The 15,338-nt window shown below is 69.3% G+C and carries 13 protein-coding genes; 6 read left to right on the top strand and 7 right to left on the bottom strand.

The genetic code is table 11. From position 1 onward, the window contains the following. Positions 1–241 precede the first annotated feature (241 nt). From EBL85_RS05310 to def, 6 genes are read right to left on the bottom strand one after another with little or no spacing between them, the layout of a single operon-like run. A complete protein-coding gene (locus EBL85_RS05310; protein ID WP_062273965.1) occupies positions 242–1,609 on the bottom strand; it encodes a sigma-54 dependent transcriptional regulator in 1,368 nt (455 codons plus the stop codon). Next, positions 1,606–3,813 (bottom strand): ATP-binding protein, encoded by a 2,208-nt coding sequence (locus tag EBL85_RS05305; protein WP_123139859.1) that lies wholly within the window; start codon positions 3,811–3,813, stop codon positions 1,606–1,608. The genes EBL85_RS05310 and EBL85_RS05305 overlap by 4 nt, the downstream gene beginning before the upstream one ends. After that, the gene (locus EBL85_RS05300) at positions 3,795–4,370 is read right to left on the bottom strand and encodes a DUF4390 domain-containing protein (protein ID WP_062273961.1); all 576 of its coding nucleotides are present in this window, start codon (positions 4,368–4,370) and stop codon (positions 3,795–3,797) included. The genes EBL85_RS05305 and EBL85_RS05300 overlap by 19 nt, the downstream gene beginning before the upstream one ends. Further along, positions 4,367–5,710 carry a 16S rRNA (cytosine(967)-C(5))-methyltransferase RsmB gene (gene rsmB / locus EBL85_RS05295; protein WP_123139858.1) on the bottom strand — a complete coding sequence of 448 codons (1,344 nt, stop codon included), beginning with the start codon at positions 5,708–5,710 and terminating at the stop codon, positions 4,367–4,369. The genes EBL85_RS05300 and rsmB overlap by 4 nt, the downstream gene beginning before the upstream one ends. Continuing rightward, positions 5,703–6,641, bottom strand: coding sequence for a methionyl-tRNA formyltransferase (gene fmt / locus EBL85_RS05290; protein ID WP_123142348.1), 939 nt, complete (start codon positions 6,639–6,641; stop codon positions 5,703–5,705). The genes rsmB and fmt overlap by 8 nt, the downstream gene beginning before the upstream one ends. A 56-nt stretch (positions 6,642–6,697) precedes the next feature. After that, the gene (gene def / locus EBL85_RS05285) at positions 6,698–7,234 is read right to left on the bottom strand and encodes a peptide deformylase (RefSeq protein WP_123139856.1); all 537 of its coding nucleotides are present in this window, start codon (positions 7,232–7,234) and stop codon (positions 6,698–6,700) included. Positions 7,235–7,355: 121 nt separating this feature from the next. Here def and EBL85_RS05280 point away from each other — a divergent pair, with 121 nt between their 5' ends. From EBL85_RS05280 to EBL85_RS05255, 6 genes are all read left to right on the top strand, one after another. Next, positions 7,356–8,567, top strand: coding sequence for a LysM peptidoglycan-binding domain-containing protein (locus EBL85_RS05280; RefSeq protein WP_123139855.1), 1,212 nt, complete (start codon positions 7,356–7,358; stop codon positions 8,565–8,567). 11 nt (positions 8,568–8,578) lie between these two features. Beyond that, positions 8,579–9,718 carry a DNA-processing protein DprA gene (gene dprA / locus EBL85_RS05275; RefSeq protein ID WP_123139854.1) on the top strand — a complete coding sequence of 380 codons (1,140 nt, stop codon included), beginning with the start codon at positions 8,579–8,581 and terminating at the stop codon, positions 9,716–9,718. Between the two features lie 94 nt (positions 9,719–9,812). Next, positions 9,813–10,301: a DUF494 domain-containing protein gene (locus EBL85_RS05270; protein WP_062273949.1), complete on the top strand. Its 489-nt coding sequence runs from the start codon at positions 9,813–9,815 to the stop codon at positions 10,299–10,301. A 265-nt stretch (positions 10,302–10,566) separates the two neighbouring features. Continuing rightward, positions 10,567–12,870 carry a type I DNA topoisomerase gene (topA, locus tag EBL85_RS05265; protein WP_123139853.1) on the top strand — a complete coding sequence of 768 codons (2,304 nt, stop codon included), beginning with the start codon at positions 10,567–10,569 and terminating at the stop codon, positions 12,868–12,870. After that, positions 12,867–13,451: an L-threonylcarbamoyladenylate synthase gene (locus EBL85_RS05260; RefSeq protein WP_123142347.1), complete on the top strand. Its 585-nt coding sequence runs from the start codon at positions 12,867–12,869 to the stop codon at positions 13,449–13,451. The genes topA and EBL85_RS05260 overlap by 4 nt, the downstream gene beginning before the upstream one ends. A gap of 81 nt (positions 13,452–13,532) precedes the next feature. After that, positions 13,533–14,594, top strand: coding sequence for a cyclopropane-fatty-acyl-phospholipid synthase family protein (locus EBL85_RS05255; RefSeq protein ID WP_123142346.1), 1,062 nt, complete (start codon positions 13,533–13,535; stop codon positions 14,592–14,594). A 37-nt stretch (positions 14,595–14,631) separates the two neighbouring features. Here the strand turns inward: EBL85_RS05255 and EBL85_RS05250 are convergent, their stop codons facing one another. Next, positions 14,632–15,060, bottom strand: a complete 429-nt coding sequence (locus EBL85_RS05250; RefSeq protein WP_123139850.1) for an FUN14 domain-containing protein — start codon at positions 15,058–15,060, stop codon at positions 14,632–14,634. Between the last annotated feature and the right edge of the window lie 278 nt (positions 15,061–15,338).

The raw sequence follows: 15,338 nt of genomic DNA, 5'->3' as shown, positions 1-15,338 counted from the left end.
CCTCGGTCGGGCGCCAGCGGCCAGCTGCCAGCTGCCAGCCACCAGCGGTCAGTCGCCAGTGGCCAGCCTCCAGTCGCCAGCTTCCAGCGGTCAGTCGCCAGTGGCCAGCCTCCAGTCGCCAGCTTCCAGCGGTCTGTCGGTCCCGGGCGCCGTGGCGCGCGCGCCGCCGCCCCGCGGCTGGTGGCCGAGCGCTGGTGGCTGGCAGCTGGTGGCTGGTCGCTGGCCGCTGGCTGCTCGATCCTCATCGCCGTTCCTTGATCTCGATGCCGAGCGAGCGCAGCTTGCGATAGAGATGGGTGCGCTCCATCCCCGCCTCCTTGGCCATCTTGCTGACGTTGCCGCCGTGCTTCTCGAGCTGGTAGTCGAGATAGGCCTTCTCGAACTGCTCGCGCGCCTGACGCAGCGGCTGGTCGAAGGAGACCAGCCCCTCGAGCGCCTGGGCCTGCACCGGTGGCGGCGCGCCGAGCGCGCTCTCGACCTCCTTCTGGCTGATCTCGTCGCCGGCGCCGAGGATCAGCACCCGCTGCACCAGATTCTTCAGCTCGCGCACGTTGCCCGGCCAGGTGTAGTTGCGCAGGAAGTTCTGCGCGCCGACGCTGAAGCGCCGATAGGGCAGTTTCTCGTGGGTGGCGAAGTAGTCGAGATAGAAGTTGAGCAGGTCGGGGACGTCCTCGGCGTGCTCGCGCAGCGGCGGGACGTGCAGCGGCACCACGTTGAGATGATAGAAGAGGTCCTCGCGGAAGCGCCCGGCCTGGACCTCTTCCTCGAGGTTGCGCTGGGTGACGGCGATGATGCGCACGTCGATGCGCACCGGTTCGCTGCCGCCGATGCGCAGGAAGGAGCCGCTGTCGAGCGCGCCGAGGAGCTTGGCCTGGGCGTCGAGCTCCATGTCGGCGACCTCGTCGAGCAACAGGGTGCCGCCGGCGGCCTTCTCCAGGCTGCCGTAGTGGATGTGCTCGCCCTCCTCGGTGCCGAACAGCTCGCGTGCGGCGTTGCCGCCGGCCAGGGTGGAGACGCTGAGATCGACGAAGGGGCGCTCGCGTCGCGCGCTCTGCGAGTGCAGATAGCGGGCGAAGGTCTCGCGACCGCTGCCGGCGTCGCCGGTGATCAGCACCCAGGTATCGTGCTGGGCGATGCGCTTGACCTGTTCGCGCAGCCGCAGCATCGCCGCGCTGCGCCCGACCGGCTCGTGGACCAGCGGGGTGCGGCGCTTGAGCCCGATGTTCTCCTGATGGAGCTTGTCGGCCTCGAGCGCGCGCTCGACGGTGAGCAGCAGCTTGGCCATCGACAGCGGCTTCTCGAGGAAGTCGTAGGCGCCGAGCCGGGTGGCCTCGACGGCGGTCTCGACGGTGCCGTGCCCGGACATCATGATCACCGGGCAGGGCAGGCTGTCCTCCTCGGCCCACTCCTTGAGCAGGGTGATGCCGTCGAGGTCGGGCATCCAGATGTCGAGCAGGATCAGGTCGGGACGACGGTCGCGCAGCGCATGTCGGGCCGCCTCGCCATTCTCGGCGCCGGCCACGGTGTAGCCCTCGTCCTCGAGAATGTCCTGGACCAGGCCGCGGATGTCGGGCTCGTCGTCCACGACCAAGATATGGGTTGCACTCATGTCTCTGTGTGTGTTCCTCGCGCTTGAGCGTCCCGGCCGGGGGGCTGCCAGACGGGCAGTCGGATCTCGATCCGAGCGCCGGAACCGGTGTTTTCGACGACGATGATACCGCCGTGTTCCTCGATTATCCTCTTGACGATCGCCAGCCCCAGTCCGGTGCCCTTGGCCTTGGTGGTGACATAGGGCTCGAACAGTCGCTCCATCAGGTGAGGCTCGAAGCCTGGACCGTTGTCGCTGATCTCGAGCCAGACGCCATGCTGCTCGCCCGTCTCGCGCACCCCGGTGGCGACGCGGATGCGGCCATCGGGGTTGCCTTCGAGCGCCTCCTGGGCGTTCTTGATCAGGTTGTGCAGTACCTGGCGCAGGCGCAGCGCATCACCGTTGATCTGGTGCTCGTCGGCGCCGAGCGCGACCTGCAGTGCGCCGGCCCCGGCGCTGCGATAGAGGTCCAGCACCTCGCGCACCAGACGGTCGAACACCAGCGGCTCGGGGCGCAGCTGCGGCGAGCGGGCGTAGTCCGAGAAGTCGTTGACCATCGCCTTCATCGCCTCGACCTGCTGGATGATGGTGTGGGTGGCGCGGTCGATGACCCGGGCGTCGGCCTCCTCGGCCTTGCGCAGCAGCTTGTGGCGCAGCCGCTCGGCGGAGAGCTGGATCGGGGTCAGCGGGTTCTTGATCTCGTGCGCCAGACGCCGCGCCACCTCGCCCCAGGCCGCCTCGCGCTGGGCGGTGATCAGCGAGGTGATGTCGTCGAACACCACCACGTGCCCGGGGGCCTCGTCGTCGCCGCCGGGCAGTGGGCTGCCGCGACACATCAACGTCTGGCTGCCCTCCTGGCGCTGCAGCTGTACCTCGGCGCGCCAGGCCTGGCCGCTCGCGACCTGTTGGCGCACGGTCTCGGTCCAGGGGCTGAGCCAGGGATGGTATGCGGCGATCTGGTCGAGATCCACCGCCGAGGCCTCGGCGATCTCGAGGTCGAGGATCGCGCGTGCGGCCGGGTTGGCGGTGCGCAGGCGGTGCTCGGCATCGAGCGCCGCGACCCCGGAGGAGAGCCGACCGAGCACCGTCTCGAGATAGTTGCGCTGGGTCTCGACGGCCTGCTGGCTGCGCTCGGCCGCGTCGCGGGCGCGGGCGATGCGCCGCGACATGGCGTTGAACGAGGCGACCAGGAAGGCCAGCTCGTCGTCGTGACGTGGCAGCGGGATCTGCTGGCCGTAGTCGCCCTCGGCGATGGCGCGGCTGGCGCGGGCGATGTCGGCCACCGGGGCGACCAGTCGCCGCGCGGTGTGGAAGGCGACGATCAACGCCGCCATCAGGCTGAACAGCAGCACCAGCGAGAGCGTCAGCGAGAAGCTCAACTTGAGCGAGTTGCGCAGATAGGCCAGCTCGGTATAGCGGTTGTAGGCCGCCTCGAGCTGATCGGAGAGCTCACCGATACGCGCCGAGGTGGGGAAGATCGCCTGCATCTGCATCGGTCGCCCGAGCGGGTCGTTGACCAGCACCCGCACCACCAGATCGGCGCCCGGCACCGAGTCGAGTCCGACGTAGTTGTTGCCCGCGCGCACGCTCTGCTGGATCTCGCGCTCGGCGTGGTTGGGCACCAGCTTGGTCGGGTCCTCGCTGGCGTTGGCCAGCACCTGGCCGTTGCCGCCGTAGACGGTCAGCTCGATCGCCCCGGCCTGGCGGCGCAGGCTGTCGAGGCTCAGCGCGATCGCCGTCGAGGAGCGATCCTCGATGCTCACCAGCAGCTGTTCGGTGTATTTGCTCAGTACCCGCTGGTTGAGGTCGAGCGAGGCCTGGTTGAGCACCAGGGCGTCTTCCATCGCCTGGCCGATCTCGACGTCGAACCAGCTGTCGATGCCGCGCAGCAGGAAGCCCAGGGAGAAGTAGTAGACGGTGCCCACCGGCAGCAGCGAGAGGACCGCGAACAGCGCCACGATCCGTGCCGTCAGACGCGACCCGGCGGCCTGCTGGCGATAGCGCCGGACCAGGCGGACGACGTTGAAGCCGACCAGCAGCGCTAGCATCCCGAGCCCGGCGAGCACCACGAACAGCAGCGGTACGAAGGCCCGGCTGAGCGCCTCGGAGTTGGCCACCGAGTCGCGCATCAGCACCAGCACCACGAACAGCGCGGCGATCAGGATCGCCACCGGCAGGGTGCCGAGCCCGAGTCCGCGCAGTCGACTCACGGTTGCAGTGGCCATTTGGTCCACCCGCTCGAGAGTTTCCAGGCCGGTTTGAGGTAGGCCATCGGGCGCAGCGGCAGCGGTAACGCCTCGATCTCCAGGGTGGTGCGCAGCTGCACCTCGTAGTCGCTGTCGGGAGCGAGTCGCGCGGCGCCGAGCAGCCGCAGGTCGATGAGTTCGCCGAGCGCGCGCAGCGCCGCCTCGCGCGAGACGAAGCTGCGCCCCTCGGTGTCGGGCAGGGTGTAGACCTGATAGCGCTCGGAGAGCGGCTTGTAGCGGATGACGCGGCGCAGCTGGAGGTCGGCGAGGCTGTCCTCCCACAGCCAGGCGCCGCTGCGGCGGACCTGGATGTGGATCAACACCGTCAGCGGTACGCCGTTGTCGAGCGCCTCGAGCGCCTCGGCGCTGAAGCCGTAGTCGATCTCGGCGCTGAGACGGTAGCCGCGGTCGTCGTCGAGTCGGGTGTCGAGACGCTGTACCCGGAAGTCATCGCCGGCGATCGCCAGCGAGACCCAGGCGAGCAGGAGACCGAGGACCAGAGCCGTCGATGGGGTACGCAGGCGCCGTGCCCTCATGAGGCCGGTTTCTCGAGCAGGGCGTAATAGAAGCCGTCACTGCCGCCGCTGCTGGGTAGCAGCTGTCGACCATGGGGTCGGGCGACGCCGGGGGCACCGGGCAGCGGACACTCGCGGACCTCGGGGTGACGCTCGAGGAAGGCGGCGATCTGGCGATGGTTCTCGTCGCCGAGCAGCGAGCAGGTGGCGTAGAGCAGCCGGCCGCCGGGGGCGAGCAGCGGCCAGATCGCCTCGAGGATGGCGCGCTGCTGGTCGCAGAGCGCGGCGATGTCCTCGGCGCGCCGCAGCCACTTGATGTCGGGATGGCGGCGGATCACCCCGGTGGCCGAGCAGGGTACGTCGAGCAGGATGCGCTCGAAGCCGGTCGCGGCCCAGTCGCCCTCGGGGCGGGCGGCGTCGGCCTCGACCAGGGTCGCGCGCAGTCCGAGTCGGTCGAGCAGCGTGGCGACCGACTGCAGCCGCTCGCCGTCGACGTCGAGCGCGGTCAGCGTCAGTTCGCCGCCGGCGCGCTCGAGGATCGCTGCGCTCTTGCCCCCGGGCGCGGCGCAGGCGTCGAGCACCCGCATCCCGGGCGCGGCCTCGAGCAGCTCGGCGGCGAGCTGGGCGCCGGCGTCCTGTACCGACACCCGCCCCTCGGCGAAGCCCGGCAGACGTTCGGTCGGGCGCGCGTGGGCGAGGGTCAGGCCGTGTGGACAGCCGGCGACGGGCGCGGCATCGACCCCTTCGGCGGCGAGTTCGGCGAGATAGTCGGCGCGGGTGCCGCGCAGCGGGTTGACCCGCAGGGTCATCGGCGCGCGGGTGTCGCTGGCGGTGATGATTTGCTCCCAGTCGTCGGGCCAATCGCGGCGCAGCTGCTCGCGTAGCCACTCGGGCACCGGCCAGCGCACCCGGGGGTCGTGCTCGATCGCCGCGAGCAGGCTCTCGCGTTCGCGCAGGAAGCGGCGCAGCAGGGCGTTGACCAGCCCGGCCTTGCCCGGTCGCGAGAGTTGGCGGGTGGCCTCGACCGTGGCCGCGACCGCGGCGTGCGGCGGGGTCTTCATCGCGGTGAGCTGATAGAGCCCGATCAGGATCAGCGCCTGGAGCTCGGCCTCGCGCTTGGGCAGCGGACGATGCAGCAGCTGCCCGGCGAGTGCCTCGAGCCGTGGCAGGGTGCGCAGTGCGCCATAGGTCATCTCCTGGACCAGGGCGCGATCGGCGGCCTGGTCCGGCAGTCGCAGCCGTTGCAGCACCCGGGTGAGCGACTGACCGCGATCACGGACCTGGTGCAGCGCGCGCGCTGCGGTGGCGCGCGCGGCGGCGCCGCTGCCGTCGGGACGGGGGGCGGAGCGGGGATCAGCCAAGCAGGACACCCTCGAGATTGCGGGCGTTGATGAAGGCGGCGGCCTCCATCGGGCGCTTGCCGGAGGGCTGGAGCCGGGTGATGCAGAGCAGCCCCTCGCCGGTGGCGACACGGATGCCGTGCTTGTCGGCGCCGACGACGCGACCGGGTTCGGCGGTGGTGGCCTCATCCAGCGCGCGGGCGCCCCAGACCCTGAGCTGCTCGTCATCGAGCCGGGTATGGGCGACCGGCCAGGGATCGAAGGCGCGGACCTGACGCTCGATCGCCACGGCCGGGGCGCTCCAGTCGATCAGCGCCTCGTCCTTGGTGAGCTTGTGGGCATAGGTCGCGGCGGCATCGTCCTGGGTCTCCGCCGGGCGGCTGCCGTCGGCGATCCCGGGCAGGGCCTCGACCAGGGCGCGCGCGCCGAGTTCGGCGAGCCGGTCGTGGAGGCTGCCGCCGGTCTCGTCGGCGGCGAGCGTGGTCTCGAGCCGATGGTAGACCGGGCCGGTGTCGAGTCCGGCTTCCATCTGCATGATGCAGACCCCACTGGTGGGGTCGCCGGCGAGCACCGCGCGCTGGATCGGCGCTGCGCCGCGCCAGCGCGGCAGCAGCGAGGCGTGGACATTGACGCAGCCCAGGCGCGGCGCATCGAGCACCGCTTGGGGCAGCAGCAGGCCGTAGGCGACCACCACCATCAGGTCGGCCTCGAGCGCGGCCAGCTCGGCGACCGCCGCCGGGTCGCGCTTGAGGCTCTGGGGCTGATGGACGGGGATCGCGTGTTCGAGCGCGAGCTGTTTGACCGGGCTGGCCTGGAGCTTGCGCCCGCGTCCGGCGGGGCGATCGGGCTGGGTGTAGACGCCGACCACCTGGTGGCCCGCGGCGATCAGCGCGGCGAGGCTCGGACAGGCGAAGTCGGGCGTTCCGGCGAAGATGATTCGCAGTGCACGCATGGGAGAATCGGTCTGGGTCTGGGTTGATGTCGAGGCGACGGCTGGGGACGTCGGCATCAGATCGCGGTCCGGTGCGCCGTCTCGGCGGCACCGTGGTGGCGCTTGCTGACCTTCTCGAGCTTGCGGCGGATGCGCTGGCGCTTGAGCGTGGAGATATGATCGACGAACAGCTTGCCGTCGAGATGGTCGAGTTCGTGCTGGATGCACACCGCCAGCAGGCCCTCGGCCGCGAGGGTGAAGGGTTTGCCGTCGCGGTCGAGCGCCTTGATCCGGACCCGCTCTGCACGGATGACCGGTTCGTAGAACCCGGGCACCGACAGGCAGCCTTCCTCCATCTGCTCCTCACCCTCGCGCTCGAGGATCTCCGGGTTGATCAGACACAGCGGCTGGTCATGATCCTCGGAGATGTCGATCACCACGATGCGCTTGTGAACATTGACCTGGGTGGCGGCGAGTCCGATTCCCGGAGCGGCGTACATGGTCTCGAGCATGTCGTCGATCAGCCGACGCACGGCATCGTCGACCTGGTCGACCGGTTTTGCTGCCTTGCGCAGCCGGGGATCGGGGAAGGTGAGGATTTCGAGCATGGCCATGGTTCGTTGAGTGTCAGGTCCGCGAGTGGAAGAGGGCGCCTGGACTGCGCTACTATCGGAATCAATACTATACCCCGTATTGGGGGCGGGTGAATCCCGTTTCGACCGTCACGGAGGGTCCATGCGCGCTCCCCGCTCGCTTCGTGTGCTGGCACCGCTGTTGCTCGTGCTCCTTGTCCCCGCGCCGACACGCGCCGAGGTGACGCTTGCCCCCGATGCCCCCGCCCGCTACGTGGTGCGCTCGGGCGACACCCTGTGGGACATCGCCGGGCGCTTCCTCCGCGACCCCTGGCGCTGGCATGCGCTGTGGCGCGCCAACCCCGGGATCACCAACCCCGATCTGATCTACCCCGGCGACTTGCTCGAACTCGTCGAGGTCAACGGCGCGGCGCAGTTGCAGCTGACCCGCGGGGGCGGTGACCGGACCCTCGGCTATCAGGACGGGATGCGCGTGGTCAAGCGCTCGCCCCAGGCCCGCGTGACCTCGCTCGAGGATGCCGTGCCGGTGATCCCGATCGCCTCGATCGCCCCCTTCCTCACCCAGCCGCTGGTGGCCGACTCCGATCAGGTCGAGCGCGCGCCCTACGTGGTCGGCTTCCCCGACGAGCACCTCGTCGTCGGCACCTTCGACTCGATCTATGTGCGCCGGCTCGCCCAGACCGACTCCTCGCGCTACCAGGTGGTGCGCCCGGGCAAGGCGCTGCGCGACCCCGACTCCAATGAGCTGCTCGGCTACGAGGTCGAGTTCGTCGCCACCGCCGCGCTCGAGCGCCCGGGCGACCCGGCCAAGCTGCGTATCGCCCGCGCCGAGCGGGAGGTCGCGATCGGCGACCGGGTGATCCCGGCCGAGCAGGAGCGCTCGCTCGAGAACTTCTATCCCGAGCCAGGCCCCGCCGGGGTCCGTGGGCGCATCCTCTCGGTGCTCAAGGGGGTGTCGCAGATCGGTCAGTTCGATGTCGTGATCCTGAACAAGGGGGAGCGTGACGGTATCGAGGCAGGCCATGTGTTCGAGGTCTTCATCGGCGGCGAGACGGCGCCGGATCAGGTGCGTCGGGGCGGCTTCGACTGGAACTGGCGCGACGACTCCCCGCTCGACAGCGATTTCTGGTTCGGTGATTTCTCCTTCGAGGGGTGGCGCGCCGATCCGCCCGGAGAGGACGGCATGCCGCTGCACGCCGACATGCGTCGTGACCGCGACACCTATCTCCGACCCTATGAACGGGCGGGCGTGTTGATGGTGTTCCGCGTCTTCGATCGGGTTAGCTTTGCGCTGGTGCTCGAGGCCTACCGCGCCATGGCGGTCGGCGACCGGGTCGCCCCGCCGCCGGCCTGAGCGAGGTGGCGTTGAGGCACGAGGCGCTCGAGCCCTGGCTGGCCCTGGTCAATGCCCCCGGGATCGGTCCGCGGACTGCCGCCCAGTTGCTCGAGCGCTACGGCGATGCGGAGGCGATCCTCGCCCAGCCCGCGCGCCAGCTCACCGCTGCCGGGCTGCGCCCGGAGACGGTCGCGGCACTCGCCAGTCCGGCGCGCGAGCCGATCGAGCGGGTGCTGCACTGGGTCGAGCAGCCGGGGGCCTGGGTGCTCACCCGCAACGATCCGCGCTATCCGCGGCGTCTCGCCCAGCTCGACGACGCCCCGCCGCTGCTCTACGTACGCGGCGATCCGACACTGCTCGCCGAACCCCAGGTCGCCGTCGTCGGCAGCCGCAACCCGACCCCGGGCGGCGCCGAACTCACCCATGCCTTCGCCCGCGAGCTGGCCGGTTACGGGTTGGTGGTGACCAGCGGGTTGGCCAGCGGGGTCGATGCCGCCGCCCATCTCGGCGCGCTCGAGCGCGGGCGCACCATCGCGGTGCTCGGCACCGGGCCGGACCGGGTCTATCCGGCCGCGCATCGCGAGCTGGCCCACCGCATCGCCGCCAACGGCGCCCTGGTCAGCGAGTTCCCGCCCGGGGTCGAGCCGCTGGCGCGCAACTTCCCCAGGCGCAATCGTCTGATCAGCGGTCTGTCGCTGGGCGTGCTGGTCACCGAAGCGGCGCTCAAGAGCGGTTCGCTGATCACCGCGCGACTCGCCCTCGAACAGGGGCGCGAGGTGTTCGCGGTGCCGGGCTCGGTGCGCAACCCGCTGGCGCGCGGCTGTCACGCGCTGATCCGCGATGGCGCGCGGCTGGTCGAGGAGGCCCAGGAGGTGCTCGTCGAACTCGCGCCCCAGCTGCGTGCGCTGATCGATCCGGTGCCCGCCGGGGCGCAGCCGGGACCGGCCACCCCGAACGGGCTGGATGACACCGCCACGCGGGTGCTCGAGGCGATGGGTGAGGATCCGGTCGCCCCCGACGAGCTGAGCGCCCGCACCGGATTGCCGGCACAGCAGATCCTCTCGACCTTGTTGGTCCTGGAACTGGACGCTCATGTATCATCGCTGCCGGGTGGTCGCTATTGTCGTCGCGGCGTCGCCGAGCGCGGTGACGCGCCGCCGTCCGTGTAAGCGACGCGTCGCGAGGCCAGTGACGACCCCCAGGGCGCATCCAGGCGCCGCTTCCCGCCAGTCGCCCGGCTGGCGCCGCCCACGAGGTTGGCTGATGTTCGAAAACATGGTCGATGTTCTGATCTATCTCTACGAGAATTATATGGACGGTGGGGAGCGCGCCCCCATCGACTCGCACGTGCTCGAGGATGAACTTTCCGAGGCAGGCTTCAACAGCGACGAGATCGAGCAGGCGCTGCGCTGGCTCGACGAGTTGGCCGACGAAGTCGAGGCCCCGCAGTATGCGCCGCAGGACCTGGGCCACGCGGCCGGTTCGCTCCGTGTCTATGCCGAGCAGGAGTGTGTCAAGCTCAGTGCCGAGGCGCGCGGTTTCCTGCTGGCGCTGGAGCAGAACGGGATCCTCGACCCGCTCGGCCGGGAGCTGGTGATCGACCGTCTCTTGGCGACCCATCTGCCGCAGGTGACGGCCGATGAGGTCAAGTGGGTGGTGCTGCTGGTGTTGCTGAACCGACCCGGTCAGGAGGACGCCTTCAGTCAGATGGAGGAGATGGTCTACGATGGGGGGCAGGCCTACCTACACTGAGGATCAGCGCACCGGATCGGACCCGGTGCCGATCGCCGCATGCGCTCTGGCCCCCTTGTGGGGACTCCGAGCGCACCGCTAAACTGCCCGCATTCCGCGCCGGACCTGGCCCCTGCGTCGGAGGCTCTCCGCGCCGCCCGTGTCCGTCTGCGCCGTCCCGTCGTGCTCCTGCGCGGCAGTGGCGGTGTCACCTCCACCACCTTGACCCGATGACCTGTATCCCGGCAGGCTTCAGTCACACCCACATGGCCGACCAAGACCACAGATGAATCTCGTTATCGTCGAATCACCTGCGAAGGCAAAGACCATCAAGAAATACCTCGGCCCGGACTTCGACGTGGTCGCCTCCTACGGCCATGTCCGCGATCTGGTGCCCAAGGAGGGGGCGGTCGATCCCGAGCATGGCTTCGCGATGAAGTACCAGGTGATCGAGCGCAACGAGAAACACGTCCAGACCATCGCCAAGAAGCTCAAGGGGGCCGATGCGCTGTATCTGGCCACCGACCCCGATCGCGAGGGCGAGGCGATCTCCTGGCATCTCTTCGAGCTGCTCAAGGGGCGCCGCCAGCTCGGCGAGCGGGCGGTGCACCGCGTGGTGTTCAACGAGATCACCAAGCGCGCGGTGCAGGAGGCGGTGGCCAATCCGCGCGAACTCTCGCTCGACATGGTCAACGCGCAGCAGGCACGGCGTGCGCTCGACTATCTGGTCGGCTTCAATCTGTCCCCCTTGCTGTGGAAGAAGATCCGTCGTGGTCTCTCGGCGGGGCGGGTGCAGAGCCCGGCGCTGCGGCTGATCTGCGAGCGCGAGTCCGAGATCGAGCGCTTCGAGCGCCAGGAGTACTGGAGCATCGAGGCCGATCTCGACAGGGACGCCAAGCGTTTCGTCGCCAAGCTGATCCAGCTCGATGGGGTCAAGCTCGAACAGTTCTCGATCACCGACGGCGAGCGTGCCGAGACGGTACGCCAGCAGCTCGAGCAGGCCGCCGCCGGCACCCTGGTGGTCGAGTCGGTCAAGCGCAAGCAGCGCAAGCGTCATCCGGCCCCGCCCTTCACCACCTCGACGTTGCAGCAGGAGGCCGCGCGCAAGCTCGGCTTCACCGCCCAGCGCACCATGCGCGTGGCTCAGCAGCTTTACGAGGGTGTCGATGTCGGCGCCGGCGCCGTCGGTCTGATCACCTACATGCGCACCGACTCGGTCAACCTCGCTCAGGAGGCGCTCGAGGAGATCCGCCAGTGCGTCGCCGATCGCTACGGCGCCGATCACCTGCCGCCGCAGCCGCGCTTCTTCAAGACCAAGTCGAAGAACGCCCAGGAGGCCCACGAGGCGGTGCGCCCGACCTCGGTGCTGCGCGACCCGGCCTCGCTCAAGCCCTATCTCAACCAGGAGCAGCAGCGTCTCTATGAGCTGATCTGGAAACGCACCCTGGCCTGCCAGATGGCCCATGCGCTGATCAACCAGGTGGCGGTCGATCTCAGCGCCGGTGATGGCAACCTGTTCCGCGCCACCGGCTCGATGGTCGCCGAGCCGGGCTTCATGCGGGTCTATCTCGAGGGGCGCGACGATGCCAAGGGCGGGGACGACGACGAGGAGCGGATGCTCCCGGAGATGAACGAGGGCGATCACGTGACCCTGCTCGGGATCCGCCCTGAACAGCATTTCACCGAGCCGCCGCCGCGCTACACCGAGGCCTCGCTGGTCAAGGCGCTGGAGGAGTTCGGCATCGGTCGCCCCTCGACCTATGCCACCATCATCTCCACGCTGCAGGATCGCGAGTACGTGGTGCTCGACAAGAAGCGCTTCCTGCCGACCGACGTCGGTCGGGTGGTCAACCGCTTCCTCACCGAGTACTTCACCTCCTATGTCGACTACGACTTCACCGCCCGGCTCGAGGACGACCTCGATGCCATCTCGCGCGGCGAGGTCGACTGGATCCCGCTGCTCGAGCGCTTCTGGCAGCCCTTCAAGGAGCAGGTCGACCACACCCAGGCCAACGTCAAGCGCAGCGACGTCACCCAGGAGCGTATCGACGAGGTCTGCCCCAAGTGCGGCGGTCAGCTCTCGATCCGGCTCGGTCGCAACGGTCGCTTCATCGGCTGCACCAACTATCCCGACTGCGACTATACCCGCGACCTCAACCCCGATCAGGGCGAGGCCGAGGCCCCCGAAGTGGTCGAGGGGCGCAGCTGTCCCGAGTGCGGCTCACCGCTGGAGATCAAGCGCGGGCGCTATGGCAAGTTCATCGGCTGCAGCGCCTACCCCAAGTGCCGTCATATCGAGCCGCTGGAGAAACCCGAGGACACCGGCGTGCCCTGTCCCAAGTGCGGCAAGGGCACCCTGCAGAAGAAGAAATCGCGCCGTGGCAAGATCTTCTACTCCTGCTCGACCTATCCCAAGTGCGACTATGCGGTCTGGGACCAGCCGCTCGATGAGCCCTGTCCGCGCTGTGGCTGGCCGGTGCTCACCCTCAAGGTGACCAAGACCAAGGGCGCCTCCAAGGTCTGTCCGCAGAAGGAGTGCGGCTATCGCGCCCCGGTCGAGCAGCCCGGCGGCGAGGATGAGGGCGGGTGAGCACGGTGCTCGGCCCCGCCCAGCGTCATCGGGTGCGACTCGCCGCCGCCTGGCTGCGCGCCGGCGCGGTGGTGGGCTATCCCACCGAGGCCGTCTACGGGCTCGGCTGCGATCCGCGCGATGCCGTCGCGGTCTCACGCATCCTCGAGATCAAGCAGCGCGATCCGGCCAAGGGGCTGATCCTGATCGCCGCCGACTACGCCCAGCTCGCCCCCTATGTCGAGGTCGAGTCGCTCGATACCGCACGCATGGCCGAGGTCCGGGCGAGCTGGCCCGGACCCAACACCTGGTTGCTGCCGGCGCGCCCGAGCACCCCCGACTGGCTCACCGGTCGCTTCTCCACCCTGGCGGTGCGGGTCACTGCCCATCCGCTGGCCGCGGCGCTGTGCCGTGCCTATGGCGGTGCCATCGTCTCGACCAGCGCCAACCGTGCCGACCGCCCGCCGGCCACAACCGCGCGGGCGTTGCGTCTGGCGCTCGCCGGCGACGCTCCCGACTACCTCCTCTATGGCGCCTGCTGCGGCGCCGACCGCCCATCGACCATTCGCGACGCCGCCAGCGGTCGTATCCTGCGCGGCTGATCGGGCGCCGGGGCTTGTTGTTCGGCGCTCACGCCGATATCTCACCGAAATGGTCGGAAGACTCCGGGTGGGGAGGGGTGGATGTTCAATGCCACAGCGACGGCGATTCGTTGGGTCGAGCAGGGGCTGGTGCCGGACGGGGTGACGCGCGGTGGTATTCGCGCGCTGCTGCGTCAGCGCCTGGCGAGCCTGCCGCAGGACGACTGCGAAGCGGCCCTGGCGCAACAGCAGGCGCTGATCGCGCGGATGGATGACTCGGCCGTCGCCGAGGTGCCGCAACGCGCCAACGAGCAGCATTACGAGCTGCCGGCGGCCTTCTTTGCCACCGTGCTCGGACCACGGCGCAAGTACAGCTGCTGCTACTGGCCGGAGGGCGTCGACCGGCTCGAGCGGGCCGAGGAGGCGTCGCTCGCCACGACCCTGGAGCGCGCCGGCATCCGTGACGGTCAGCGCGTGCTCGAGCTCGGCTGTGGTTGGGGTGCCTTCAGCCTCTATCTGGCCGAGCACCTGCCGGGCTGTCGCATTACCGCCGTCTCCAACTCACACGCGCAGCGCCGCTTCATCGAGGCCGAGCGCGATCGGCTCGGGCTCGACGGGCTCGAGGTGATCACCGCCGACATGAACGACTTCCAACCCGACGGGCGCTATGACCGCGTGGTCTCGCTGGAGATGTTCGAGCACATGCGCAACCATCGTCGCCTGCTCGGACGCATCCACGACTGGTTGCACCCGGGCGGGCGGATGCTGATGCACATCTTCTGTCACCGCCACCACCCTTACTTCTTCGAGGACGACGGTCCGAGCGACTGGATGAGCCATTACTTCTTCGCCGGCGGGCTGATGCCGAGCGACGACCTGCCGCTGTCCTTTCAGGACCGGCTGCGCCTGATCGATCGCTGGCGCTGGAACGGGCTGCACTATGCCCACACCCTGGAGGCCTGGCTGGCGCGCATGGATGGCGCGCGCGAGCAGGTCTGGCCGCTGCTCGAGCAGACCTACGGGGTGGCGGACGCGCCGCTGTGGTGGCGGCGTTGGCGGCTGTTCTTCATGGCCTGTGCCGAGCTGTTCGCCTTCCGTGATGGTCAGGAGTGGTACGTCGGGCACTATCTGTTCGAGCGCCCGGCGGCGGCCGAGTCGGCCTGAGACACAGGGGCGCCGGGACGTTCGTGTCCGGCGTCGCTCAGAGCTTGAGCCCGGCGGCGAGTCCGGCGAGGAAGGCGGCGGTGCCGGAGAGGTTGGCCGCGACCAGATCGAAGAGCGCCTGGGCATGTGCGCTGGTCCAGGCGCTCCAGGTGTCATAGTGCCCCTCGAGCCCGGCCCAGTTGATCTCCACCACGCCGATCGATTGCAGCCCGACCAGGGCGATCAGGATCACCCCGCCCACCACCAGTGCCACCTTGAAGGCGAACTTGAGCGCGAAACCGAGCGCCAGCCCGACCATGAAGGAGAAGCCCAGGGTGAGAAAGAAGCCCTGGTCGAACAGCTCGCCGGCCTCGGCGCTGAGCGTCGCGGGGGACTGCGCTCGGGCGCCTCCGGCCCCCCAGAGCAGTGGCAGCAAGGGCAGCGCGCGCAGGTGACCAGTGCGGGACGAACGGATCGGGTCGGACATGCGGGGTCTCGGTCAATACGGTCAGCGGAAACCGGGGCATTATCCGGGGAACGCTGGTCAGTCGCCAGTCTGATGAGCGCAGGAGAGCGTCGAACCGCAAAGCCGCAAAGATCGCGAAGGAAAGGACGGTCGTGTGCCGGGTTGGCGGCGACATCGACGTCGACGCCTACCGACGAACCTCGCCGCTCACCTCCGGTGGGTACGCTGTGCTTTGCTCTCACTCGGAGCTGAAGACTTTCCTCCCCCTTGGCGTCCTTTGTGACTTTGCGGTTCGACCT

The sequence above is a fragment of the Marichromatium sp. AB32 genome (genome assembly GCF_003718675.1).
In the GTDB taxonomy this organism is placed as follows: Bacteria; Pseudomonadota; Gammaproteobacteria; order Chromatiales; family Chromatiaceae; genus Marichromatium; species Marichromatium gracile.
The sequence above is the reverse complement of the archived record's forward strand: the minus strand, read 5'-3'. Positions and strand labels throughout refer to the sequence as shown.